Source organism: Bacillus sp. PAMC26543 (assembly GCF_014250375.1).
GTDB classification, from domain to species: Bacteria; Bacillota; Bacilli; order Bacillales; family Bacillaceae; genus Bacillus; species Bacillus halotolerans.
The window spans coordinates 157,521-181,587 of sequence record NZ_CP060193.1 but is presented as its reverse complement, the minus strand read 5'-3'; the positions used below and the strand labels follow the sequence as shown (position 1 = coordinate 181,587).

The window sequence follows — 24,067 nt, the reverse complement described above, 5'->3', positions numbered from 1 at the left end:
TTCAAAAAAAACAAAAAAAATCAATGGTTAGATACACTTTTTATGTAAGCAACCATATCATCACTGAAATCACACACGGCAGGTTACTTCTTGGTCATTTCTTGGTTATATTCTAATCGTATAATACCCATAAGTCAATCACAAACACTAAATTTTTTCATTATTTTTATTATACTAATCTTTCAGTAATGCAAGAGACCGCCTGGAAGTCCGGCGAATCTTGCAAAAGATACATACCAATGTTATCATTTTTTAAGCAACTATTGATTAACTTTTGGTTTTTATTATATATTTACATTACTTTAAGATTCAAGAAGGAGTTTTTTGTATGAAACTGATGCGGATACAGGAAATGGAGGAGTACATTTTATCGCATGGCACTGTTTCCTTAGATGAGCTGTGCCAGGTTTTCAATGTCTCAAAAAACACAGTCAGACGCGATATCAACAAGCTGACGGAAAAAGGTGCGATCGAAAAAGTATACGGCGGCGTAACATCAATTGAGAAAACCGCACTTGTTCCTTTTGAGAATCGCACCATCCAGCACCAAGATGAGAAAACAAAAATTGCCCATTATGCTTCCCGGTTTATTGAAGACCATGACTTAATCTTCATTGACTCAGGAACAACAACCAAGTCGATTCTCGATACGCTTGATCCCAACAAAAATGTCACCATTTTAACCAACAGCTTGGACATTATCAATGCGGCATCGGCTATGAAGAATATCAACCTAATCATTATCGGAAACAACTATAAAAGAAAAACACGCTCCTTTGTCGGCATGGATGATCCGGGCACTTTGGAGAAGTACAATATCAATAAAGCCTTTATGTCTGCAACCGGAACAACACTGACACACGGACTGACCAATTCGGATCTGCTCGAGTATGACATTAAAAAGAGGATTTCTGAAAAAGCGAAAGAAGTGTATTTATTGGCCGACCATTCAAAATTCGGAAAATCAACGCTGCTGACCTATGCGCCCTTTGACAGACTGCACTGTATTGTGACCTCTCAGCCGTTAGATGACGAGTACACGCAGTACTGCCATGAGCACCAAATCGGCATTCATCTGGCCTAACGTTTACAATAGTGTTGAGAGTCTTTCATCAATTTTATTCCAGGAGGTAGATCATGAAAAAAGCAACGCTCGGAAAATCAGACTTGCAGGTATTCCCTATCGGATTAGGAACAAATGCTGTCGGAGGACATAACCTCTACCCGAATCTGAATGAAGAAACCGGAAAAGAATTGGTTCGCGAGGCCATTCGTAATGGCGTGACCATGTTAGACACTGCTTATATTTATGGCATCGGCCGTTCGGAAGAGCTAATTGGTGAAGTGCTGCGCGAGTTCAATCGTGAAGATGTCGTCATCGCCACAAAAGCCGCGCACAGAAAAGAAGGAAATGACTTTGTTTTTGATAATTCGCCTGAGTTTCTGAAAAAATCAGTTGATGAAAGCCTGAAACGTTTGAATACCGATTATATCGATCTGTTCTACATTCACTTTCCGGATGAACATACGCCGAAGGATGAAGCGGTTAACGCACTGAATGAAATGAAGCAAGCCGGAAAAATCCGCTCCATCGGTGTCTCCAATTTCTCTCTGGAACAGCTGAAGGAAGCCAACAGAGACGGTTTGGTCGATGTGCTTCAAGGTGAATACAACCTGTTAAACCGTGAAGCGGAAACAACCTTCTTCCCGTATACGAAGGAACACAATATTTCATTCATCCCTTACTTCCCGCTTGTATCAGGATTACTGGCTGGAAAATATACGGAAGATACGACGTTCCCTGAAGGAGACCTGCGAAACGAACAGGAACACTTCAAGGGCGAGCGTTTCAAAGAAAATATCAGAAAGGTCAACAAACTGGCGCCGATTGCTGAAAAGCACAACGTGGACATCCCTCACATCGTATTGGCTTGGTATTTGGCAAGACCGGAAATTGATATTTTAATCCCTGGAGCAAAACGTGCCGATCAGCTGATTGATAACATCAAAACAGCCGATGTAACGCTTTCTCAAGAGGATATTTCGTTTATTGATAAGCTGTTCGCATAAGAAAAAAACAGCCTTCTCCATGGAGAAGGCTGTTTTTTTGCCCATAAATTGGTTTGATTTTGATGCAACACTTACAAAAAGAGGCATGAATCCGATAAAATAAAGGTAGTTTATCTCAGAAAGAAAGTGATTGAAAAAGCTAAACATGATATGAAAGATTGATATGATTCAAACCAGAAATAACGGGCCGTTTCGGCGGTCTATGGAGGAACCAGAATGAAACTGAAATATGTTAAAGCCTTAGTTGCAGTAACCGTTGCTTTAGGTGTACTGCTGCCATCAGCCATTTCTCATGCAAAAAGTTTTAGCGGCCGCTCATCATCCAGTCACAGCAGCCGAAGTTCAAGCTCGTCATACAGCGGAAGCTATAAATCCAGCCCGAAATCAAGCTACAGTTCAGGATCAAGCTCTTCAAGCAAAAAGTCCAAAACGTCTGATGATTCATCATCATCGATTTCGCTGAAAAAGAAATCTTCCGATAAAACAAGCTCATCAAGCTCTAAAAAATCGTCAGGCACGTTTTCCGGCGCCACATCAAAAGTAAGCGGAAAGACATACAGCGGAAAAACATCTAAAGCTTATGTTGGCGGACGTTATGTTTCAGTGAATCATTATTACAATGCAGGATTCTCGCCATCAGGATGGTTTGGCTATTATAGCGGATTCACAACGAGTATGTTCATGATCAGCATGATGCACCCTTGGGGTTACACCTATCATCCAGTCGGAGGCCCGGGCTATGTTTCTTATGGCGCTTCACCCATTGCCTGGATCGTTGATGTCATCGCTTTGATCATTATTTTACTCATTGTCATCGCACTGATTCGCGCATTTAAAACACCGAAGACGTACAGAAGGAGCTTTTAGGTAATGAAGTTAGTATTAAATGAGCAAGAAATTGTAGACGGGATTTGTGTGTATATTTCTAATGAAGAAGAGATTTACCCTGAGGACGTTGAAGTAAAAGAGCTGTCTTACAACAAGCGAACAGGATTCTTCGCTGAAGCCAAATATGGCCTGCATCACAAGCAGCTTGAGTCAGATGACATTTCAGAAGGCATTATTCAGTTCTTAGAGGAATACCACAACTTCAATCCAGACGTTACCGTCGTTGAATTGCAATTTGATAAGAAAAAAGGATTCTCCGCCTTGGTTTTCGTCAACGAGGATGATGAATAAAAATATCTTAATCAGAACCTTACTCCGGACGAGTAAGGTTTTTTTATGATGTTTTTTGAAATGCAGGTACAGAAACGGCTGTTTCCGGTCATGGGAAGAGCACCGCCCCTAATGATCAGCAGACTGCCTGACAGATAAAATGGGAAAAAGCCTCCTTTACTCATATCCTTGCGTGAAAAAGGTTTTGGCGCTTACAATGATTTTGAAAGGATGATTACAATGGCAAATGCTCAATTCTCTCTTATCACACAAAACCTTTCTCTCGATCTCGTTAATACTGAAATCATAAGCTATGATAAACGGCACGATCTCATCCAGTCAGAAAAAGATCTGATGGCATGGTTTGAAATAATGGGAGAAACTGCTCCTTTTCTCAGGTCTTTTACGCTGCAGCAAGTCCAAGAACCATTGCAACGGATTCATCAATTCCGCGCTGAGCTGAGAAAACATTTTGAGAGTATCGCCGAAGGCAGTAAACCTTCTCTAGCTTTTATCGCTTTCCTGCAAGATCAAATCGCCGCCGCTCCTTTTTCTTATCAAATCTTAGATGACAAACTTGCCCGCATTCCAAATGGAAAACCAGATGAATCTATTTTATCGCTTATCGCTTACGATGCATTATGGCTGATTCATACAAAAGAAATCCAACAGCTGAAACGGTGCGCAAACGAAAAGTGCATTTTGCTTTTTCTTGATAAAACAGGAAGGCGAAAATGGTGCTCCATGAAGATATGCGGCAACAGACAAAAAGTCTCACGCCATCATAAAAAAAATCAATAATGAGTAAAAAACCGTTCCCCAGAGAACGGTTTTTTTATCGAAGTTGAAACTAACCATAAAAAATAAAATTGACAGGTTAGTTTATAGCTATTATCCTATACATACTGGGAGGGATAAATTTGGAAAACAACTTCTTTTTGAAAATGCAAGGAAAAGGAAAAACACCTTTACAGGTAAATGGAAAGGACGCCGTCACAGGCTTTTTAGGAGGATTCATCACCATTCTGGCGCTTGCAGTATTGACCTCTTATACATCAAGCCCATGGTTAATGGCCCCTTTTGGAGCGAGCTGCGTGCTGGTATTCAGCGCTTGGAATGCACCTTTATCACAGCCGAGAAATGTGATTGGCGGGCATTTTATCTCTGCACTTACAGGACTGGCTGTCCTTCATATATTCGGAGCTCATCCCTGGACTTTTGCATTGGGGACAGGGCTTGCCATCTTTTTCATGATGCTGACCAAAACCACTCACCCTCCTGCCGGCGCAGATCCCATTGTGGTCATTCAAGGGGCGTATGCTTGGAGTTATTTACTGTTTCCCGTTTTCATTGGGTCTGCCATCATCGTGATCATCGCTCTCGTGATCAATAACTTGCGTAAAAACCGCCAATATCCCTCGTTTTGGCTTTAAATTTCCTTTTGTGAAATCAATCTTTTTTCAAACAAATGTTTCAAATTGATTAGGAGAAGGGTACTAATCTATTAACTTTGTTACATCGTACATACTCATTGGCTCAAAGACTGAGGAGGAACATTTGTGAAGACAAACACAAGGAAATATATGATCTACTTTTTCGGCGCTTTAGGGGGGCTGCTTTACGGTTATGATACGGGCGTTATCTCGGGAGCGCTGCTGTTTATCAACAATGATATCCCTTTAACAACACTGACAGAAGGATTGGTTGTCAGCATGCTGCTCCTCGGCGCGATTTTCGGTTCCGCTTTAAGCGGCACGTGCTCCGATCGCTGGGGCAGGAGAAAAGTCGTATTTGTTCTATCCATCATTTTTATCGTCGGGGCGCTTGCTTGTGCATTTTCTCAAACCATTACCATGCTGATCGCGTCTCGGGTCATTCTCGGCCTGGCCGTAGGCGGTTCAACGGCGCTGGTGCCTGTATATCTTTCCGAAATGGCACCGACAAAAATCCGCGGAACACTCGGCACGATGAACAATTTAATGATTGTCACCGGTATTTTACTTGCATATATCGTAAACTATCTATTCACACCGTTTGAAGCGTGGCGCTGGATGGTGGGGCTGGCTGCGGTGCCTGCCGTGCTTTTATTAATCGGGATCGCATTTATGCCTGAATCACCAAGATGGCTCGTGAAGCGCGGACGTGAAGATGAAGCGAAACGAATCATGAAAATCACTCATGATCAAGAAGATATTGAACGTGAACTGGCAGATATGAAACAAGGGGAAGCAGAGAAAAAAGAAACAACACTCGGCGTGTTAAAAGCCAAATGGATTCGTCCCATGCTTCTCATTGGCGTCGGCCTCGCCGTTTTCCAGCAGGCTGTCGGGATTAACACGGTTATCTACTACGCGCCAACCATTTTCACTAAGGCCGGTCTCGGTACATCGGCATCGGTGCTCGGCACAATGGGAATCGGCGTACTCAACGTCATCATGTGTATTACAGCTATGATTTTAATCGACCGCATCGGCCGCAAAAAGCTGCTGATCTGGGGAAGCATCGGCATTACGCTGAGCTTGGCCGCACTATCGGCTGTGCTCCTGACGCTGGGGCTCTCAACATCAACAGCTTGGCTGACCGTTGTTTTTCTCGGAGTTTATATCGTATTCTACCAGGCAACATGGGGTCCGGTTGTATGGGTTCTGATGCCTGAGCTCTTCCCATCCAAAGCGCGCGGGGCCGCGACGGGCTTTACCACTTTGGTGTTATCGGCAACCAACCTGATCGTGTCGCTTGTCTTCCCGCTGATGCTCAGCGCCATGGGCATCGCATGGGTGTTTACAATTTTTTCAGTCATTTGTCTTCTCTCATTTTTCTTCGCCCTTTACATGGTTCCTGAAACCAAAGGGAAAAGCTTAGAAGAAATTGAAGCAAGCCTGAAACAACGTTTTAAAAGAAAGAACAACAGACAAAGCCGTATGCTGAATGAACGGACGTCATAAATAGAAAAAGGAATCGTCTCATCGGGACGATTCCTTTTTTATGGTTACACCATTACCTTGCACATATTGTTCGTAAATTCCACAGGGTCCTGAATCGGCAGACCTTCGATCAGAAGCGCCTGGTTATACAGGAGATTTGTGTACAGGCTTAGTTTCTCTTTATCTTGTTCGAAAGCGTTCTGCAGCGTCTTGAATACCTCGTGATTCGGGTTGATTTCCAGCACTTTGTCCGCTTTTACATTTTGGCTGTCCGGCATCGCGTTTAAGATTTTTTCCATCTCGATTGTCACTTCACCGTCAGCTGCAAGGCAGACCGGATGAGATTTGAGGCGTTTGGATACTCTGACGTTTTTCACTTTGTCAGACAGAATATTTTTCATTTCCTCAAACAGATCCTTGTACTTGCTTTCCTCTTCTTCAGACTGCTTTTGATCCTCTTCTGAATCGATGCCAAGATCGCCGCTTGATACAGATTTGAACTCTTTTTCTTGATATGAAGCGAGCATTTTGATCGCAAATTCATCGATGTCCTCTGTAAAGTAAAGAATTTCATAGCCTTTGTCCGCTACCATTTCCGTTTGCGGCAGTTTTTCAATGCGATCGTATGAATCACCGGTCGCGTAGTAGATATATTTCTGCTCTTCAGGCATTCTGGATACGTACTCGTCCAGGCTGACCAGTTTTTTCTCTTTGGAAGAGTAGAATAATAAAAGATCCTTCAATTGATCTTTATTCGCGCCAAAATCATTGTACACGCCGAACTTCAGCTGTCTGCCGAACGATTTGTAGAAGGTCTCATATTTTTCTCTGTCTTTTTTCAGCAGGCTCTGCAGCTCGCTTTTGATCTTTTTGCTGATGTTTTTCGCAATCAGCTTCAGCTGGCGGTCATGCTGCAGCATTTCTCTGGAAATGTTCAGCGACAGGTCCTCAGAATCGACCATACCCTTCACAAAACTGAAGTGGTCCGGAAGCAGATCCGCGCATTTGTTCATGATGAGCACGCCGTTGGAATAGAGCTCCAAGCCTTTCTCATATTCCTTAGAATAATAGTCAAACGGCATGTTTTCAGGAATAAATAAAATGGCGTTGTAGCGCACGGCACCGTCAACACTGATATGGACATGAGTGAGCGGTTTATCAAATCCGTAATGCTTTTCAGCGTAGAACGTTTCATAGTCCTCATCTGTCAGCTCGCTCTTGTTTTTTCTCCAGATCGGCACCATGCTGTTAACCGTCTGTTCCTCCTGCACCTCTTCAAATTCATTGTCGCTGCCTTCCTTCGGCTTATTAACCGTTGTATCCATTTTGATCGGGTAGCGAATGAAGTCAGAGTACTTTTTGATGATCGCTTTTAAACGATATTCTTCTAAAAACTCATCATAGCTCTCATCTTCCGTGTTCTCTTTGATCTTCAGGATAATGTCTGTGCCGACAGAATCCTTTTCACACGGCTCAATTGTATAGCCGTCTGCGCCAGCAGATTCCCATTTATACGCTTCTTCGCTGCCGAGCGCCTTACTGATAACGGTCACCACATCGGCAACCATAAACGCCGCATAAAATCCGACACCGAATTGCCCGATGATGTCATGGCCGTCCTTCAGTTCGTTTTCTTTTTTAAACGCAAGAGAGCCGCTTTTCGCAATCGTACCGAGGTGCTGTTCAAGCTCGTCCTTTGTCATTCCAATCCCTGTATCCGTGATGGTCAGTGTTCTCGCGCCTTTGTCAGCCGCGACTTTTATGTAGTAATTGTCTTTATCGAAGGTTAGCGCATCATCTGTCAGCGCTTTGTAATAGATTTTGTCAATCGCGTCACTCGCATTGGAAATTAACTCGCGAAGAAAGATTTCTTTTTGAGTGTAAATGGAGTTAATCATCATATCCAGCAGTCGTTTGGACTCTGCTTTAAACTCTTTTTTAGCCATTCAGCTCGCTCCTTTTTCATGCTTTGTGATGTTATGTAAACTCTTTTCAGCATCTATTTATCATAAATGACGACTCATGTCAATACGATTTTCATCAAAGATCAATAGATGCGTATATATGTAAATTTAACATTAGTTGGGGGTGTTTTCACTATTTTTTCTAGACAGTCTGATAAGAAAAAGAGAGGATCAACCTCTCTTTTGTCCTGCATCATTCCATCGGCTAAACTCCCGCTTCATCCAAATATGCACCGGATAGAAAAACAAACAGAACGGTATCAGAAACAATAGATTATGCCATGAAGCATTCAGAAATGCGCTAGCTGTAACCGGAAACGTAATCTCTTGCAATAAAAAAGAGATGACAGTCAGCACAGCAAACGCAGCCGGAATCGTAATGAGACAATAAAATTTAAGTTCCTTCTTATGCTGTATCTTCAAAACACATAAAACCTCCCAACAATTTCCAGTTCATTTTAACATATGCAGGCATTTCTTTTCTCACATGTTTATCACTGCACACAGCGGGAAGACAACTAGAAAAAGGAGGATTCATGTTATGGGAAGACTTGATAACAAAACCGCTGTGATCACAGGCGCTGCGACAGGCATTGGACAAGCAACGGCAGAGGTTTTTGCCAATGAAGGCGCGCGTGTGATTTTCGGCGATATGAATGAAGATCAAATGAAAGAGACAGTCGAAGCGATCAGACAAAACGGAGGACAGGCTGAGGCTTTTCACCTTGATGTGTCAGATGAAGAAAACGTAAAGCAATTTGCTGATCAACTCAAAGACGCGTACGGAACGATTGATATTCTCTTTAACAACGCCGGCGTCGATCAAGAAGGCGGAAAAGTGCACGAATATCCCGTAGATCTGTTTGACCGCATAATCGCAGTCGATCTGCGCGGCACGTTTCTTTGCAGCAAATATCTGATTCCGCTTATGCTCGAAAAGGGAGGCTCCATCATCAACACCTCCTCCATGTCAGGCAGGGCTGCGGACCTTGACCGCTCCGGCTATAACGCCGCAAAAGGCGGAATCACAAACCTGACAAGAGCGATGGCAATTGATTACGCAAGAAACGGCATCCGGGTCAATTCCATCTCACCGGGTACGATTGAAACGCCGCTTATTGACAAATTAGCTGGCACCAAGGAACAGGAAATGGGCGAGAAATTCCGCGAAGCCAACAAATGGATCACACCGCTCGGCCGCCTCGGCAAGCCGAAGGAAATGGCGACGGTGGCGCTTTTCCTCGCTTCTGACGACAGCTCATACGTCACAGGCGAAGACATCACCGCAGACGGCGGCATCATGGCGTATACATGGCCTGGCAAGATGCTGATTGATGAGAAATGGAAGGAAGAAACAAAATAACTGAGATAGTCAGTTAAAAGAATTTATAATAAATAGACGCTACAAAACATTATGTATATATAAATACAAATATAACAAGACCGAGAAAAGATATACTCTTTCCGGTCTTGTTACATAATGTTCAAACTAGTTCTTTATGTATTTTTATTACCAAGCGTTTATTCCGCCAACTATACCGCCAACTATGCCGCCAGTAATTGCTCCGCCGGCACCACCAACGGGTCCGCCAACAGCTGCTCCACCGACGCCTACTGTTGAAGCACCGACTAATGCACCTGAAAAAGCTCCGCCAAGGGCACTTCTCCAACCTCCGCCATCAATTTGTTCCATTTCTTTTACATTCAATTCTGAAAGACGATTATTATTTTCCATTTATGCTATTCCCTCCTTAAAGCCATTTTCCTGCGATTAATGACCCGCCTAAATAACCAACTGACCCTGCAATTGCACCTGCATGGGCACCAAGAATAACACCTGGAACTCCTCCGACTACACCTGCGCCAGCACCTGTAACTACTGCACTGCCAAGATATTTAGCATAACTTCCTCCATCAATTTGTTCAGCTTCTTCAAGAGTCAATGCCTGAAGTTCAACGTCTTTTATGCTTTTTGCGTTCATCAATATTCCTCCTCAAAGTTATTCAGGTAAATAATAATAACTAGTATAAATTTACCATGGGAATTATAATATTACATAATAAATCCTAAATCAATAGTTTTTTCCATAAAATCATCTATAACCTATCGATCAATTTATATATAGTAAAAGAGAGCTTAACCTAATTCAGTTATTTAGGTTAAGCTCTCTTAATTAATTCTCTAATTCTTTTTTCTGCTGCCTGTTTGAAAATTTATATGTAGTATACATGATGAGACTAAAAGGAATTAGCCATAAAATATACATAAGAATTTGGAATAAGAATTCTTTAGTTGTAAAAGGGAATGTAATGATTTTAAATAATACCGACGTTGCCATATACAGAATAAAAGTAAAAACAATTAAAAGAAAGTACGAACTCTTCTTCTTCTTTTTCAGATTTACTCTTAAAATGCCTTTTAACATAGCTCTTAATCCATAATATCCGCTTCCAACAAACAATATGATAATTGTCATTAACGTGCTCGGCATTTTAAACATAATCGAAAGTATAAAAGAGACAAAAACCAAAGCAATTACTAAAAGAAAGCTTTCATGACCTATTTTATTTTCAATATGACTTATTCTCTCATCCTTCATTAGTTTCTTCCTCCCTGTTATGCGTCCAAAATACATCATTCAGAGTAACTTTCAATTCTATACAAATTTTCAAACATAATTGTAAAGAAGGATTATACTTCCCTTTTTCAATTAATCCAATCGTCTGTCTTGTCACTCCAATTTTTTCGGCAAGTTGTTCCTGTGTTAAATTCGCTCTTGTTCTTTCCAACTTCAAATTATTATTCATTGGCAAGTCTCCATTGGTTTATTTATCTGTAGCATATCATATATAAAAAACCCATGCAAACTATATATTGCATTCATCCATATATATTTTACATTTTGTCTATTATATCTTACAATGAATTTTAACAATTATAGGAGTTGGTAAAATGAAATTGTTCTATATCTTTATAATCGCAGGGGGTTTATTTTGTATATCTCTTTCTTATTTTTTTCACTTAGGTGTATTTAATCTTGCTTTATATCTTATCTATATCAATTACGCATTTATATTATATAAACGTGCCAAAAGCTCTAAATAACAATAAATATTTACCTTAAAAAGGTTGACAAACCATGAAAATGTAATAAAATGATGTCTATTCTTTATATTATATATATTCTAAAAAATGACCTTCATTATGGAGAGTAGTATATGTTTTTTAATAGATATCATTGTGTACGACAACTTGATCAAAAAGATTGTGGAGCAGCCTGCCTATCAACAATTGCAAAACATTATGGCTCAAAGCTCTCTCTAGCTTATATACGTGACATTGCTGGAACTGATACACAAGGTACTAGTGCTCTTGGAATGGTAAAAGCCGCCGAACAGTTGGGGTTTTCAGCAAAAGCTGTGCGTGCAGAGCATACAGCTTTTGATCAGTCCATTACTCTTCCAGCAATTGCACATATTATTATAGATCAACAATTATTGCATTACGTTGTTATACATAAAATTAGTAAAGATAAAATTATCATTGCGGATCCTGGAAAAGGGCTCGTTACATATCAAAAAGATGATTTTTTTAAGATTTGGACAGGCATCTTAATACTTTTAGCACCTACTGAGACTTATAAAAAACAGACCGAGACAAGTAATATAAGTGCCGATATTTTCAGGTTGATTCTTCAGCAAAAATCGTTGATTATACATACGTTTTTAGCATCCTTTATTATTACCGTCTTCGGGATCCTCGGTACTTTTTACTTTCAGACGATCATCGATCAAATCCTACCTAATGGATTAAGTAACACATTACATATTCTTTCAATCGGCCTTTTGATTATGTATTTATTTAAGGTTTTCTTAATAGGTTTTAGGCAATACCTAATGATTCTCCTAGGTCAAAAATTAAGTATCTCCATCATGTTTGGATACTTTCAACATGTGCTTACTTTGCCAATGAAATTTTTCAGCAATAGAAAAGTCGGCGAAATTATATCCAGATTTACTGATGCTAATAAAGTGATCGATGCGGTTGTCAGTGCATCGCTTTCGGTCATACTCGATACCATTATGCTTATTATGGTTGGTATTTTCTTATATCTGCAGAATACTACTTTATTTCTCATCACATTGGCTTTCATACCTTTTTATATTTTGACGGTTTGGATTTTTATAAAACCCTACGAAAATATAAATAACACAGAAATGGAAAACAATGCGCAGCTGACTTCAAAGATTGTTGAGACGCTTAACGGCATCGAAACTGTTAAAGCATACAATGCGGAATATATGATGTCATTTGAAACAGAAAAAAGATTTGTGAAATACTTACGATCAGCTTTTAAACACGGAGTTATTGATAACCTTCAGAGTTCCATAAAAATGTTTTTGGATTTAGCAAGCGGTGCATTGATACTGTGGATCGGATCAACTCAGGTCATGAAAGGCACCCTTACTATCGGTCAGCTTATTACATATAATGCCTTATTAACCTACTTCTTAAATCCTTTACAAAACATCATCGGCCTACAATCTAAGCTTCAGTCAGCTTCTGTTGCGTCCAAAAGGCTCGGAGAAATTCTAAAGCTAGAACCCGAATTAATAGAGAAAGAGGCGCGAATAACATCGACGTCGTCAATTACAGGTCCGCTTTCTTTTAAAAAAATCAATTTTCGATACGGAACTCGAAGGCTCATCTTAAAAGATATTACACTGCATATTCAAAAAGGAGAGAAAGTTGCCTTTGTTGGAGAAAGCGGTTCAGGAAAATCTACTTTGACTAAGCTTTTAATGAAATTTTATACAGCTGAATCAGGTGAGGTTTCAATCAATGGTTATCATATAAATGATATTCACATCAATGCGTTAAGGGAAAGCATAAGTTATATACCTCAAGAATCTCATTTTATACAAGGATCAATTCTTGAAAACCTTTTGCTTGGGAACTCAGGCAGTTTTACCTTTGAAGAGATTATAGAAGTATGTAAACAAACTAAAGTACATGATTTTATCAATGATTTACCAATGAGATACGATACTCTTGTAGAAGAAAACGGGTCTAATTTATCTGGAGGCCAGAAGCAAAGACTCGCAATTGCCAGAGCATTATTAAGAAAACCTAACATTCTCATAATGGATGAATCAACTAGCAATCTCGATACGACAACCGAACAGGGAATATCAAAGATGATATACGATCAGACTGTTGATGTAACTACGATTATAATTGCTCATCGTTTGAGTACAATTATGAATTGCGACAAAATATTTGTCATGGAAAATGGAGAAATCATAGAGTATGGGAACCACAATGATTTATTGAAGAAAAAAGGCAAGTACTATGAGTTGTGGGAGAACCAAATGCCATCGAGAGAGATGGTGACAATTTAGATGAAACGTAACTTTTTCAATTTAAATGATTTGAGGGATAGCAGAGAATTCTACGAATCAAAACCCAAACCAATTGGTGTTTTCTTTACATATATACTGATAGCTTTACTTATTGCATGTATTGTTTTTAGTTTCTATGGAAAGAAAGAAGTGATTCTAAAAACGACAGCTGACATCCAATATACCAAGCCTAACAGCAACGTAACAAACGAAGTAGCCGGCAAAGTAAAAACAGTTGATATTAAACAGGTTGATAAGGTGAAAAAGGGAGATACTCTATTAACTCTAGACAATACTGAAATCCAAGCGCAGAAAAAAGCTGTTAAAGAAGATATCAAAGATTTAAAAGAACAAGCTGCGTTAAACAAAACTCTAAAAAAAAGTATTGAAAATGACAAAAATTTATTCAGCGAGAACGATCATTGGGGTTATCAAGATCAATATCTCTCATATGAAAAACAAAGTAATTTGTTAGAGTCATCAAAAGAAAATGCAAAAACTCAGCAAAAAAAACTTAAGAAGCAGAAAATAAGCATAAAAAATAGTCTGGATAAGACAAAAAACAAAGTGAAACTAAAGCTTCAAAGAATTTCTGATCTGCAAGACTCCATTAAAAACAATAAATCCTTTGCCAAACAGGATGATAAGTACAATTCTTACTATAATAGTTATCAAACTAACAAACAAAATGTAGAGCAGCAGCTTGATGATCTACGGAAGATGAAAGATGGGCTCGATAAAAACAGTTTCTCACAGCAGAAAGAGAATCTAAACGGACAGCTTGAAAGTTTAAAACAAGATATGCTAGTAAAACTAAGTGAAGAAAAAGACGAATTAAATCAATCACTTGATGAGATTAACAGTTCAATGAAAAGTGACGATTCTGACAGTGATTCCGATAACTCAGAGGAAACAAATTATAAGCTTTCAATTGAACAGCTTAAAACAAACTTGCTAAATCAAACATCTCAAAAGCAAACAGATCTTCAGACCACTCTTAAATCAAAAGAAGATGATCTAAAGATGATAGATTTACAATTAGAAAAATATAAAATAAAAGCAACTAGTGACGGCTATGTTAATGTACTAACAAATATATCTCCAGGTGACAATTTACAAGCAGGCACTGCTATTTTGACTATTGTCCCTGATAAAGAGAAGCTTAGAGCTAACATTTATATTCCGAGTCATGAGATCACAAATATTAATGAAAAAGATGAAGTAAGATTCCATATTGAAAATACAAATCAAACCATTAAAGGTGTCATTATCAAAATAAGTCCAGACAGTATTAGTGATCAAAATGGGCAAAAATTTTATATTGCTGAAAGCAAAATAGAAAGCAAAGAAATAGTTAAAAATAACGGAACAAAAATACACTTAAAAAATGGCATGCAGACTGATGTATCTATTATTGTTGATTCAAAAAGATATATTGATTATTTTTTAGATACATTAAACTTACATTAATTCCCATCAAGAGAAGTGTGCATATATGCCTCAAAGCAGATGAGCATCTGCTTTGAGGCATTTTATTTTTTTAAGAAAGGTAGAGGACGTATAGAATCATGTTTCAAAACAAACTGTTATTTTTACTCTTTTTATTCTCTTCAATCGTTCGCCTTTTCTTTAATACAGTATTGTTCCCCACTGTAAGCTGGAAGTCTTGGACGGTGAATATTGTTTTTATTCTTTTGTCTCTTCTATTTCTCAATCTCACCTTAAAAGAAAGAAAATCAAAAGACCAAGTATCATAACGACCTAAAGCCCGGATTAAGTCTCCGGGCACTTCAAAGCAATACAACCTTATACTTCTTCACATCCAAAAACTGCAAAAACTCCCTCGTCAGCACTTCCGGCGCATACGCCTTCCCTTCATCGAGCCGATACAATATCAGCCCGATAATCATCGCCGATACATAATAGGCATAAAGCTTTTTCTCCGCAGGAATATTAGTTTGCTGATGCAGATAAAATGATTCCAACGCTTTGAGCATCTCGGGTATCACATGAGGAACACTCCAGTCCCGATTGAGCAAATGGACAATAGGCATGCGGTCTAAAGCAGAAAGCAGGCTGGCGAGCGCCTCCCTCGCTTCCTCTAAAGAAAGCTCATTCGGACTGAAGGCAATCGACAGGTGATCTATGATCTCCGCACACGCTTGCTGAATGATGGTCTGCAGCAATTCTTCTTTACTGGCATAGTGATCATAAAAGGTTGCGCGGCGGATATTGCTTTTCCGGGTAATGTCAGAAATCGTGATGGCCGCGTAGTCTTTTTTCTCTGACAATACGTCCAGCAAAGCCTTCTGCAGCGCTTCTCTCGTTCGAACCACACGCCTGTCGATTTGCTTGTCCTCCTGCCGCTCCCATGACGGAGCCTGTCCAAACAGCCAATAAAACCGCTTTTGAGAAACGAGCTCCCATACTTTTTGGCTGATGGCTTCCGGAGACGCCTCCGCATCCTCATTCAGCCAATACAGGATAATCGCGTACGTGTACAAGGCCCGGTAATGTCCGTAAATTTCCCGTTCGATCGGCGTCAAATTCACATGAATCGGTGCCAGCAACACATCCTGCTGAAACACATCCTTAAAAAAACGATGAAACTGTCCTCTGTTCATCATCGTGCCAAAAAAGGATCGATGCTCGTGGACAAAAGACAAAGTCGGATGCACGGTGTGCCGCTTTTTATTTAAATGGAATGTGTCTATATGCTTGAAGGCGTTATAGAGCGCCTCGCCCAGACCTTCCTTCATGTCTACGATTACATCCTCAATAATGGAGAACTTGTCTTCATAATAAAGATAGAGTGTCCCGCGGCTCACTTGTGCGTGTTCAGCAATTTCTTTCATTGTAATCTGTCGAATATCCCTTTTTTCTAATAAATCCAGAAGCGCCTGTTTGATTTGAGCCTCAGCAGATTCCGGCAAAAGAGTCACCTCCAAACTTAGACAGATGTTCGATATATGTACGGTAACGTATAGATGATTCTCCGTTGTCTTTCTTATAGAAAAGATACCACTTTATAATAGTTCCGAGATAAGCAGAAAGCAAATGAGGGGGATTTTACAATGGAACAGCAAGTAAAAGACGACATTCAGCGCGTCTTCCAGCTTCAGAAAAAACAGCAAAAAGTGCTGCGCGCTTCAACAGCGGAACAGCGGAAAGAAAAGCTTCAGCGCTTTTTGGATTCCGTCATTGCACATGAAGAGGAAATCATCGAAGCGATCCGCAAAGACGTGCGGAAGCCATATCACGAGGTCAAAAAAGCGGAAATCGAGGGTACAAAAAAAGCGATCAGAGATAATATAAACAACCTGGAAACATGGATGGCACCCAAAGAAGTCGGTTCATCCTTAAGCTCTGATGCCAACGGAATCCTTATGTACGAGCCTAAAGGCGTCACGCTTATACTCGGTCCGTGGAACTACCCGTTTATGCTGACGATGGCGCCGCTTGCCGCTTCTATCGCTGCAGGAAACAGCGCCATTGTGAAGCTGTCAGACTTTACGATGAACACGAGCAATATTGCCGCAAAAGTCATCCGAGATGCTTTTGACGAAAAAGAAGTTGCCATTTTTGAAGGAGAGGTTGAAGTGGCCACTGAACTTCTTGATCAGCCGTTCGACCACATTTTCTTCACCGGAAGCACAAATGTCGGAAAAATCGTCATGACAGCCGCCGCCAAACACTTGTCATCTGTCACGCTTGAGCTTGGCGGCAAGAGTCCGACCATCATCGACAGTGAATACGACTTAATGGACGCAGCGAAAAAAATTGCTGTCGGCAAGTTCGTAAATGCCGGCCAAACCTGCATCGCACCGGATTATATCTTCATTAAAAAAGACGTGCAGGATAAGTTCGCAGGCATTTTACAAACCATTGTCAACGCAGGATTTATGGAAGATGATTACACGCCGGATCGAAACAAATTTACGCAAATTGTCAATGACCGCAACTTTAACCGCGTCAAAGCTTTATACGACGATGCCATCGAGAAAGGCGCGGAAGTCGTGTTCGGCGGCGTATTTGATGCAAGCGACCGTACGATCTCGCCAACCGTTTTGAAAAACGTTACGCCAGATATGAAGATCATGCAGGAAGAAATCTTTGCACCGATCCTGCCGATGATGAACTATGAAGACATCGATGAAGTCATTGATTACGTAAATGACCGCGATAAACCGCTCGCGCTTTATGTATTCAGCCACAACCAAGACCTGATCGACAACGTCCTTCAGCACACCACATCAGGAAATGCAGCGATCAATGATGTCGTCGTTCATTTCAGTGACATCAACCTGCCATTCGGCGGCGTAAATACAAGCGGAATCGGCTCTTACCATGGGGTATACGGATTTAAAGAGTTTTCTCATGAAAAAGGTGTGTTTATTCAAGCAGCTAAATAAACATGATTTAGAGAATCTGCATCATCTTGCAGGTTCTCTTTTTCTATCATCCCCGACAAAGTTTCATAACAATAAATAAATATAGTTCACAGAAAAATCATGCATTAACACAAAATAGAAAACTATGTAAAATCCCTTGTGACAGGTTTCTTTGGCGCAGAACGAAACGCTGCAAAAAACCAAATGATGTTTACAGCCGCTGAAGCGAGACAGAGTCCCATCACAGTGATCACATCAGAGAGCGGATGGTCACTGAATATACTGACCATCAGCACAATGGCGGCAGTAGATAAGTGAATCAGCAAACCCATGCCGCAAAGCGCCGCCATCACATATCTCATTGCATCCACACCCAGCATGTAAATGAGGATAGGAATGAGATAGAAAACAAGTATCATACCAATTGCCGACCACATACCGATAGAGTTGAACTGATTGGCTGAGGACCCCGTGTCTGCCAGCGGAGAAAGTGAAGCCGCAGCAATCATAGCGCAAAAAAGGAATGCAGAAATCGCAGTCATGATCACCACGCGATTTTTTCTGGACATGATCAATTGACACCTCCTAAAATAGAAATATTAACCTTTATTATCATAAAGGAAAAACTAATAGAAATCGATGGGATTTCTAAAAACACCCATGAAAAAGATATACTCCATTCATTTGAAATAGAGTATAACTGGAAAAAATATTAAGAACTGAACATCTGATCCATTTGTTTCAGTTCATCTTCTGATAAATGAAGATTTGCTGTTTTGATATTCGTCTTGAGTTGGCTAGGCCTAGTGGCTCCAGGGATGATCAAATCAATCCCAGGCTGATGCAGCAGCCATGACAAAGCGACCTGTGCCGGCTCCGCTTGTTTTTGTTCAGCAAACCGCTTTAATTTCTCCAGCTTCGCTTCGATCAGCTTCCACACCTGCTGCAAGTCACTTTGCTTCTGTTTCAATTTCTCCTGGTAATTTCTTAGCAGCTCGCGCTGAGTATCATCCAAGCGATCTGTCTGTTCCTGCAGGCTGAGGAACGGCTTCATTTCCTCTAAAGACATGCCCGTTTTCTTCAAACATCTGATGAACAGCAGACGTTTCTTGTCATCCTCACTAAACACCCGATGGCCGTTCGCCTTTCGTTTAACCGGTGGAAGCAAGCCGATTTTCTCATCATAACGAACCGCATCCTCAGTCATTTGGCACTGCTCCATGACTTCTTTTAATGTATAAAGCTTGTTTTTTCACCGTCCGTGGTAGATTTATATAGTAAAAAAGAAAGGATAAAAGACTCATTTTTCAGTAATATCAGGATTTTATCACCATATCATATTGCAAAAGCTTTTTTTACAAAGTATACTGTTCCAGATTAATTCAAAGGAGAGAGAAATATACATGGAAAAACCGGCAGGATTTTGGATTCGTGTTTTAGCTTATTTGATTGATGGCATTATTGTATCTGTTCCTAGCTATATTATTCTATTTATTATCAATTCTGTATTTATCGCTGGATCCATCGCAACAGACCCATACATGACAAAAGACGAATATATGGTGAAATACTTAACGCTTGCCTTTTTGCCAGCCATGCTGATTATGATCGTCATCAGTGTGTTATATTACGGGCTGCTTACAGCTTCTAAAATGCAAGGTACGCTCGGCAAGAAAATTCTCGGGCTGAAAGTAGTCAATGAACAAGGCGGACGCGTGTCTATCGGGCAGGCAATCGGCCGTTACTTTGCGTACATAGTATCTGGAATTATCTTTTATATCGGTTTTATCATGGTGGCATTCGGAGAGAAAAAGGGCCTTCATGACATCATTTGCCGTACACGGGTTGTATATAAATAATTGAAAACATGAAAAAGTCTAGACGTCAATTATGAGTCTAGACTTTTATTTATCTATGATTTCTTCAAGATCGGCTGCCACTTCATATACGTAAGGCTCCTCCAAAGCCACTCAAACGGCCCCATTCGGAATGCCCGCAGCCAAAGATGGCTGATGATCATTTGAAGGGCACATACCGCGATCGTGATCAGCACGCCCGCAGCCGGATATACTTTTCCGTATAACCCTAACCCGTAATGATAGAAAATCCACGTACAAATGATTGATTGCATGAGATAGTTGGTAAATGCCATTCTCCCGACTGCGGAAAAGTATTGCAGCGGCTTAGCCAGTCTTGTCTTATGATAAAGATACACAATCGTTGTGACGTAGAAAAACATAAGAAAAGGCGCACCAACCAGCAAAAATACTTCCATTTCGGTCACACTGTACAATATATGAGCGCTGATGCCAATGACCAGCCCCAACAGCCATACTCTTTTTAACGCTTTGCGGTGCTTTTCCGGCTGATGCAGCAATCTTGATTTTGCCGCCGCGGCTCCCAGCAAAAACATACTGAAATATGGGATGGAGGCAAAAAAGAAATTCAGCGGATTATAGGTCAGCATGCCATTCATTGACATATAAACGAGCCGATCGTGGATTCGCTGTTCCGCAATATCTTTCAGACTGCCGTTTCCGTAAGCATGCAGCGCCTGCTTCGCTTGCTGAATGGCTGCTTGTGCCCATTCTTGTCCGTTTGCTTGATGAAAGCTTGCCAAAATGAACGGAAGAGAAAACAGGAGATACAAAGAGACTGCCCATATCAACAATGTTTTCGGCTTTGCTTTTCTGAACAAAAGTAAAACCAAACCAAGCAGGGCGTATTCCGTTAAGATATCCCCGTCCCATATCAAAAAAGCATGAATGGTTCCAAAGATGAAGAGTGCCAATAATCTTCTGATATAAAGCGGGACAAAACGTTTTCCTTTGCTTAACGCTCTCTCCATCATCACCACCATGCCAAACCCAAATAAAAATGAAAACAGTAAAATACATTTGGTTTGAATCAAAAATTTCAATATTTCTGCTGCAGCAAAGTCTGCACCAGACCACTTTTCCGTGAAAAAGTTATCCTTTCCAAGCATAGACAAATACATATCCGGATAACTGAAGTGCGCCAAATTCACAAATAGGATGCCGAAAATGGCAATTCCTCTTAACACGTCAAGCACACCAATCCGCTCATTTGTCAGAGTCGGCTGTAATGAAGCCATATGGATCACGCTCCTTTTTTCTATACCTCAAGCGTATGAAAAAAAGAAGCGAAGAAACATCGATTTAGGTGGCCACAAAAAGGAAAAACCTTACAATCTTGTCACCTTCACAATAAAAAACCAGGCTCCACAGGAAGTCCGGCGGAGATATTATGGTTTCATGACCTTTAAATCTAATGTCTCGATATTCTGCAAGACACGGTCGAATCGCAAAGCTTGAGGCTCACTCGGGAAAATATGCCCTTCATACGGATCTCCTAACGTGCGGAAAAACGGCTCGAATAAGCCCGGAACCAATACACCCACCATTTTTGTATAGTGAGAGTCCAAGCGATATGAGTGTACAGTGTTAGCAGGAACATGCAGGAAATCTCCAGGATTAAGCTGAATTTCCTCACCATCGGCCCACATCGTCATTTGCCCTTCAAGGCAATAGAAAGTTTCTGTATGATGCTCATGGTAATGATCAACGATGCGATCGCCTTTAGGACCTTCAGATGATACAACGATAAATTGCCCGTCCGTATTCTTTTGCGCAGCCACAATGCGGTGAAGCTGATCGCCCGTCAATAGGCGGTCTCCTTCTCCAGACTCAAGCACATATGGAACAACGCCAGCCGGAAGTTCTGTATTCTCCACTAGTTTTGGAGCACCGGCAGGGGTTTCATCCTCCGCAAATATAATGTCCGCCGCCTCAGCCGCTTTTGCAAAACGCTCTTTTGATACCTCTTCGCTTGCGTGCGGCGGATGTTCAGCGTGATCATACGGCGTTCCAAGCACGGAATACATATGTGCGACATTCCCTTTCATTGTGTAAGACACCAGCCGTGTTCTGTGGCTATGCATCCGGTAGCTGTGCGGCGTTCCGGCCGGAATGTTCGCATAATCACCAGCTACTAAAAGATGATGTTCTCCATCAAGCGTCAGTTCAAGCTTACCGTCAAGAACAAGAAGCCCTTCATGCGTATTTTTGTGAATATGAAGCGGAAAGGCATCTCCTTTTCCCCCAGAAAGCAGCACGATCTCGAACAAATCTCCCGTGCTCTTTCCGTTTGCCATCACTGTCGCGACCTGTCTGCCGAACAAATAGCGCTCTCCCTCTCCGCTGCGAAGCAAGTAAGGCATTTTTTCTTTGGACAGTGAATGTTTACTTAACGTTTTCATGTTGTTTCCTCCAATTTAGACCAGTCTATATATTTTAGGTTTCCGACTAGACCGTTCTATATAATTGTAGGGGAAAGGATAACAAATTGCTACCCTTTTTTCCTCACCAATACTGGAATTTGTTCGGCAATGAGAAGAAGGGGCGTTTTGTCTTTATTCGTTAAAGAAAGCATAATGCCGCCTTCAATCATCGAATTAATCAGCATTCCCAGCTGGCTTGCTTCTTCTTCTCCAAATCCGTTTTCCATTAATTTTCTGGCGAAAACCGCTTCCCAGCTTTTAAACACCTTCATGCAAACCGTGCGCAGCGGCTCGCTGATTAACGCCGTTTCACTCGCCAGCAAACCGACTGGAATCCCTTGAATGCTTTCCGTATTGTCAAACTGGCTGGCGGTTTTTTTGATAAAACGCTGAATCGCTTCAACAGGATCAGAGGATTCATCCATGCTTTTCTGTATCACATGTTCAACGATCTTACCCGTATATGTAACCGCTTCAATTGCTAATTCTTCTTTGCCATTCGGAAAAAAGTGATAAAGCGATCCCTTAGGAGCACCGCTTTCCTTCACAATCTGGTTTAAGCCCGTCGCGTGATATCCTTGCAGCTGGAACAGACGTGACGCTGTGTGAAGGATTTTTTCACGTGAATCTCCTCTGCTAGTCATTGAAACATTCCCTCCTAGGTATGGTAGAGCGACTTATATAATATAAAAAAGAACCGTGGGATTGTCAAAAGGGGTAAGAACCTCCTGGATGGGGTAAAAGTAGACAAACATGTCTAGGAGGGGATTCTCGATGACAACTGATGATACGGTCACCAATACTGAACAGCTTGAAAAACAGCAAAACCCGAAAACGAAGCTCAAACTGAAAAAAGTAAAGGATCAAGTCATCGTCATTACCGGTGCTACAAGCGGAATCGGCCTCGTCACCGCGCGAATGGCGGCCGAAAAAGGAGCAAAAGTCGTCGCAGCAGCCCGAAATGAAGACGCCCTTCAGGAGCTCGTTGATGAAGTAAAGAAAAAAGGGCACGAAGCCATCTATGTAAAAGCGGATGTGGGAAAAGAAGAAGACGTCAACCGCATCGCAGAAACCGCGATCAGCACATTCGGCCGCTTTGACACATGGGTTAACAACGCCGCTGTTTCGGTTTTCGGACACGCCATGGATGTTACCACCGAAGACATGAAGCGCGTGTTTGACACCAATTTCTGGGGTCCGGTCTATGGAACAAGGGCAGCCGTCAAACACTTTACAAGCAGAGGCGGTCCGGGTGCTCTCATCAATGTAGGAAGCCTGTTCGGCGACAGAGGAACCGTTATACAATCCACCTACGCGTCTGCGAAATTCGCGCTTCACGGATGGACAGAAAGCATCCGAATGGAGCTTGAAAAAGAACAGGCACCCGTCTCGGTCACACTCATCCATCCAGGCAGAATCGACACGCCTTACAACGAACACGCCAGAAGCTACCTGGACAAACAGCCGGCTCATTACCGCTCTATGATCTACCCGCCGGAAGGTGCAGCCGAAGCCATCCTGTTTGCCGCTGAACATCCGAAACGCGACATGTACATCGGCTCGCAGGCAAAAGCCATCGCCATGCTGGGTGCACTCTTTCCCCGGCTGACCGACAGACTGATGGAAAAAATCATGTACTGCAGCCAGCATGCGGAAAGACCGTCCAAACCGCGTGAAGAAAGCGCGCTTTACCATGCGGGCTACGGCATGCATGACAGGGGGACAAATAAAGGGTGGCTTCGGTCAAGAAGCTATTATGTAAAGGCCACAAAGCGCCCAGCGGTAACTGCGGCTGCGGCTGTCGGGCTTGCTTGTGTCTGGGCTGCCGTTAAACGCACCAAATGAGACCTTCCATCA

General features: G+C 41.5%; 25 protein-coding genes. 13 read left to right on the top strand and 12 right to left on the bottom strand.

Annotated features, from left to right (window positions below):
- Nucleotides 1-328: 328 nt before the first annotated feature.
- From iolR to H7F27_RS00925, 7 genes are all read left to right on the top strand, one after another.
- Nucleotides 329-1,084 carry a myo-inositol utilization transcriptional regulator IolR gene (iolR, locus tag H7F27_RS00955; protein WP_024123450.1) on the top strand — a complete coding sequence of 252 codons (756 nt, stop codon included), beginning with the start codon at nucleotides 329-331 and terminating at the stop codon, nucleotides 1,082-1,084.
- A gap of 53 nt (nucleotides 1,085-1,137) precedes the next feature.
- A complete protein-coding gene (locus H7F27_RS00950; RefSeq protein ID WP_024123451.1) occupies nucleotides 1,138-2,070 on the top strand; it encodes an aldo/keto reductase in 933 nt (310 codons plus the stop codon).
- A 216-nt stretch (nucleotides 2,071-2,286) separates the two neighbouring features.
- On the top strand, nucleotides 2,287-2,937 hold the full coding sequence (locus H7F27_RS00945) for a hypothetical protein (RefSeq protein ID WP_185848421.1): 651 nt from the start codon (nucleotides 2,287-2,289) through the stop codon (nucleotides 2,935-2,937).
- 3 nt (nucleotides 2,938-2,940) lie between these two features.
- Entirely contained in the window at nucleotides 2,941-3,249 is a 309-nt protein-coding gene (locus H7F27_RS00940) for a DUF2653 family protein (RefSeq protein WP_185848420.1), read from the top strand.
- A gap of 219 nt (nucleotides 3,250-3,468) precedes the next feature.
- Entirely contained in the window at nucleotides 3,469-4,029 is a 561-nt protein-coding gene (locus tag H7F27_RS00935; protein ID WP_185848419.1) for a CGNR zinc finger domain-containing protein, read from the top strand.
- 143 nt (nucleotides 4,030-4,172) lie between these two features.
- Nucleotides 4,173-4,661 carry an HPP family protein gene (locus tag H7F27_RS00930; protein WP_240312878.1) on the top strand — a complete coding sequence of 163 codons (489 nt, stop codon included), beginning with the start codon at nucleotides 4,173-4,175 and terminating at the stop codon, nucleotides 4,659-4,661.
- Nucleotides 4,662-4,787: 126 nt separating this feature from the next.
- Complete coding sequence (locus tag H7F27_RS00925; protein WP_185848418.1) at nucleotides 4,788-6,173, top strand: sugar porter family MFS transporter; 1,386 nt, start codon at nucleotides 4,788-4,790, stop codon at nucleotides 6,171-6,173.
- Between the two features lie 44 nt (nucleotides 6,174-6,217).
- Here the strand turns inward: H7F27_RS00925 and htpG are convergent, their stop codons facing one another.
- Both htpG and H7F27_RS00915 read right to left on the bottom strand, forming a co-directional pair.
- Nucleotides 6,218-8,098, bottom strand: a complete 1,881-nt coding sequence (gene htpG, locus H7F27_RS00920) for a molecular chaperone HtpG (protein WP_024123457.1) — start codon at nucleotides 8,096-8,098, stop codon at nucleotides 6,218-6,220.
- Nucleotides 8,099-8,287: 189 nt separating this feature from the next.
- The gene (locus H7F27_RS00915; protein WP_024123458.1) at nucleotides 8,288-8,539 is read right to left on the bottom strand and encodes a hypothetical protein; all 252 of its coding nucleotides are present in this window, start codon (nucleotides 8,537-8,539) and stop codon (nucleotides 8,288-8,290) included.
- 118 nt (nucleotides 8,540-8,657) lie between these two features.
- Between H7F27_RS00915 and H7F27_RS00910 the strand changes: the two genes are divergently transcribed.
- Complete coding sequence (locus H7F27_RS00910; RefSeq protein WP_185848417.1) at nucleotides 8,658-9,479, top strand: SDR family oxidoreductase; 822 nt, start codon at nucleotides 8,658-8,660, stop codon at nucleotides 9,477-9,479.
- A 147-nt stretch (nucleotides 9,480-9,626) separates the two neighbouring features.
- On the opposite strand, the gene H7F27_RS00905 is transcribed toward H7F27_RS00910, so the two are convergent.
- From H7F27_RS00905 to H7F27_RS00890, 4 genes are all read right to left on the bottom strand, one after another.
- Nucleotides 9,627-9,851: a Blp family class II bacteriocin gene (locus tag H7F27_RS00905; protein ID WP_024123460.1), complete on the bottom strand. Its 225-nt coding sequence runs from the start codon at nucleotides 9,849-9,851 to the stop codon at nucleotides 9,627-9,629.
- A gap of 16 nt (nucleotides 9,852-9,867) precedes the next feature.
- Nucleotides 9,868-10,098, bottom strand: a complete 231-nt coding sequence (locus tag H7F27_RS00900; RefSeq protein WP_024123461.1) for a hypothetical protein — start codon at nucleotides 10,096-10,098, stop codon at nucleotides 9,868-9,870.
- A gap of 192 nt (nucleotides 10,099-10,290) precedes the next feature.
- Nucleotides 10,291-10,716 carry a DUF6773 family protein gene (locus tag H7F27_RS00895; protein WP_024123462.1) on the bottom strand — a complete coding sequence of 142 codons (426 nt, stop codon included), beginning with the start codon at nucleotides 10,714-10,716 and terminating at the stop codon, nucleotides 10,291-10,293.
- Nucleotides 10,706-10,924 (bottom strand): helix-turn-helix transcriptional regulator, encoded by a 219-nt coding sequence (locus tag H7F27_RS00890; protein WP_024123463.1) that lies wholly within the window; start codon nucleotides 10,922-10,924, stop codon nucleotides 10,706-10,708. The genes H7F27_RS00895 and H7F27_RS00890 overlap by 11 nt, the downstream gene beginning before the upstream one ends.
- Nucleotides 10,925-11,335: 411 nt before the next feature.
- Here H7F27_RS00890 and H7F27_RS00885 point away from each other — a divergent pair, with 411 nt between their 5' ends.
- The gene (locus tag H7F27_RS00885; RefSeq protein ID WP_024123465.1) at nucleotides 11,336-13,519 is read left to right on the top strand and encodes a peptidase domain-containing ABC transporter; all 2,184 of its coding nucleotides are present in this window, start codon (nucleotides 11,336-11,338) and stop codon (nucleotides 13,517-13,519) included.
- Nucleotides 13,520-14,989, top strand: a complete 1,470-nt coding sequence (locus H7F27_RS00880; protein WP_024123466.1) for a beta-barrel domain-containing protein — start codon at nucleotides 13,520-13,522, stop codon at nucleotides 14,987-14,989.
- A gap of 320 nt (nucleotides 14,990-15,309) precedes the next feature.
- On the opposite strand, the gene H7F27_RS00875 is transcribed toward H7F27_RS00880, so the two are convergent.
- Nucleotides 15,310-16,452 (bottom strand): TetR/AcrR family transcriptional regulator, encoded by a 1,143-nt coding sequence (locus H7F27_RS00875; RefSeq protein WP_185848416.1) that lies wholly within the window; start codon nucleotides 16,450-16,452, stop codon nucleotides 15,310-15,312.
- Between the two features lie 141 nt (nucleotides 16,453-16,593).
- Between H7F27_RS00875 and H7F27_RS00870 the strand changes: the two genes are divergently transcribed.
- Nucleotides 16,594-17,931 carry an aldehyde dehydrogenase family protein gene (locus tag H7F27_RS00870; protein WP_185848415.1) on the top strand — a complete coding sequence of 446 codons (1,338 nt, stop codon included), beginning with the start codon at nucleotides 16,594-16,596 and terminating at the stop codon, nucleotides 17,929-17,931.
- 122 nt (nucleotides 17,932-18,053) lie between these two features.
- On the opposite strand, the gene H7F27_RS00865 is transcribed toward H7F27_RS00870, so the two are convergent.
- Nucleotides 18,054-18,479, bottom strand: coding sequence for a DUF5391 family protein (locus tag H7F27_RS00865; protein ID WP_185848414.1), 426 nt, complete (start codon nucleotides 18,477-18,479; stop codon nucleotides 18,054-18,056).
- A gap of 143 nt (nucleotides 18,480-18,622) precedes the next feature.
- Nucleotides 18,623-19,117 (bottom strand): aldo/keto reductase, encoded by a 495-nt coding sequence (locus H7F27_RS00860; RefSeq protein WP_260627307.1) that lies wholly within the window; start codon nucleotides 19,115-19,117, stop codon nucleotides 18,623-18,625.
- A gap of 196 nt (nucleotides 19,118-19,313) precedes the next feature.
- Here H7F27_RS00860 and H7F27_RS00855 point away from each other — a divergent pair, with 196 nt between their 5' ends.
- A complete protein-coding gene (locus tag H7F27_RS00855; RefSeq protein WP_024123472.1) occupies nucleotides 19,314-19,769 on the top strand; it encodes an RDD family protein in 456 nt (151 codons plus the stop codon).
- Nucleotides 19,770-19,822: 53 nt separating this feature from the next.
- Here the strand turns inward: H7F27_RS00855 and H7F27_RS00850 are convergent, their stop codons facing one another.
- The 3 genes from H7F27_RS00850 to yxaF all read right to left on the bottom strand — a co-directional run bounded on the left by H7F27_RS00850 (nucleotide 19,823) and on the right by yxaF (nucleotide 22,854).
- Nucleotides 19,823-21,025, bottom strand: coding sequence for a DUF418 domain-containing protein (locus H7F27_RS00850; protein WP_185848412.1), 1,203 nt, complete (start codon nucleotides 21,023-21,025; stop codon nucleotides 19,823-19,825).
- A 150-nt stretch (nucleotides 21,026-21,175) separates the two neighbouring features.
- Nucleotides 21,176-22,189, bottom strand: a complete 1,014-nt coding sequence (locus tag H7F27_RS00845; protein ID WP_185848411.1) for a quercetin 2,3-dioxygenase — start codon at nucleotides 22,187-22,189, stop codon at nucleotides 21,176-21,178.
- An 89-nt stretch (nucleotides 22,190-22,278) separates the two neighbouring features.
- Entirely contained in the window at nucleotides 22,279-22,854 is a 576-nt protein-coding gene (gene yxaF, locus H7F27_RS00840) for a transcriptional regulator YxaF (RefSeq protein WP_101859680.1), read from the bottom strand.
- Nucleotides 22,855-22,984: 130 nt separating this feature from the next.
- Here yxaF and H7F27_RS00835 point away from each other — a divergent pair, with 130 nt between their 5' ends.
- Nucleotides 22,985-24,055 (top strand): SDR family oxidoreductase, encoded by a 1,071-nt coding sequence (locus tag H7F27_RS00835; RefSeq protein ID WP_185848410.1) that lies wholly within the window; start codon nucleotides 22,985-22,987, stop codon nucleotides 24,053-24,055.
- Nucleotides 24,056-24,067: the final 12 nt, after the last annotated feature.

Coding starts and splice junctions, on each gene's coding strand:
- H7F27_RS00835 (WP_185848410.1), top strand. CDS start 22,985: ATGACAACTGATGATACGGTCACCAATACTGAACAGCTTGAAAAACAG.
- H7F27_RS00945 (WP_185848421.1), top strand. CDS start 2,287: ATGAAACTGAAATATGTTAAAGCCTTAGTTGCAGTAACCGTTGCTTTA.
- H7F27_RS00935 (WP_185848419.1), top strand. CDS start 3,469: ATGGCAAATGCTCAATTCTCTCTTATCACACAAAACCTTTCTCTCGAT.
- H7F27_RS00880 (WP_024123466.1), top strand. CDS start 13,520: ATGAAACGTAACTTTTTCAATTTAAATGATTTGAGGGATAGCAGAGAA.
- H7F27_RS00930 (WP_240312878.1), top strand. CDS start 4,173: ATGCAAGGAAAAGGAAAAACACCTTTACAGGTAAATGGAAAGGACGCC.
- H7F27_RS00870 (WP_185848415.1), top strand. CDS start 16,594: ATGGAACAGCAAGTAAAAGACGACATTCAGCGCGTCTTCCAGCTTCAG.
- H7F27_RS00845 (WP_185848411.1), bottom strand. CDS start 22,189: ATGAAAACGTTAAGTAAACATTCACTGTCCAAAGAAAAAATGCCTTAC.
- H7F27_RS00855 (WP_024123472.1), top strand. CDS start 19,314: ATGGAAAAACCGGCAGGATTTTGGATTCGTGTTTTAGCTTATTTGATT.
- H7F27_RS00940 (WP_185848420.1), top strand. CDS start 2,941: ATGAAGTTAGTATTAAATGAGCAAGAAATTGTAGACGGGATTTGTGTG.
- H7F27_RS00910 (WP_185848417.1), top strand. CDS start 8,658: ATGGGAAGACTTGATAACAAAACCGCTGTGATCACAGGCGCTGCGACA.
- H7F27_RS00860 (WP_260627307.1), bottom strand. CDS start 19,117: ATGACTGAGGATGCGGTTCGTTATGATGAGAAAATCGGCTTGCTTCCA.
- H7F27_RS00895 (WP_024123462.1), bottom strand. CDS start 10,716: ATGAAGGATGAGAGAATAAGTCATATTGAAAATAAAATAGGTCATGAA.
- yxaF (WP_101859680.1), bottom strand. CDS start 22,854: ATGACTAGCAGAGGAGATTCACGTGAAAAAATCCTTCACACAGCGTCA.
- H7F27_RS00900 (WP_024123461.1), bottom strand. CDS start 10,098: ATGAACGCAAAAAGCATAAAAGACGTTGAACTTCAGGCATTGACTCTT.
- H7F27_RS00950 (WP_024123451.1), top strand. CDS start 1,138: ATGAAAAAAGCAACGCTCGGAAAATCAGACTTGCAGGTATTCCCTATC.
- H7F27_RS00885 (WP_024123465.1), top strand. CDS start 11,336: ATGTTTTTTAATAGATATCATTGTGTACGACAACTTGATCAAAAAGAT.
- H7F27_RS00865 (WP_185848414.1), bottom strand. CDS start 18,479: ATGTCCAGAAAAAATCGCGTGGTGATCATGACTGCGATTTCTGCATTC.
- H7F27_RS00890 (WP_024123463.1), bottom strand. CDS start 10,924: ATGAATAATAATTTGAAGTTGGAAAGAACAAGAGCGAATTTAACACAG.
- iolR (WP_024123450.1), top strand. CDS start 329: ATGAAACTGATGCGGATACAGGAAATGGAGGAGTACATTTTATCGCAT.
- H7F27_RS00905 (WP_024123460.1), bottom strand. CDS start 9,851: ATGGAAAATAATAATCGTCTTTCAGAATTGAATGTAAAAGAAATGGAA.
- htpG (WP_024123457.1), bottom strand. CDS start 8,098: ATGGCTAAAAAAGAGTTTAAAGCAGAGTCCAAACGACTGCTGGATATG.
- H7F27_RS00850 (WP_185848412.1), bottom strand. CDS start 21,025: ATGGCTTCATTACAGCCGACTCTGACAAATGAGCGGATTGGTGTGCTT.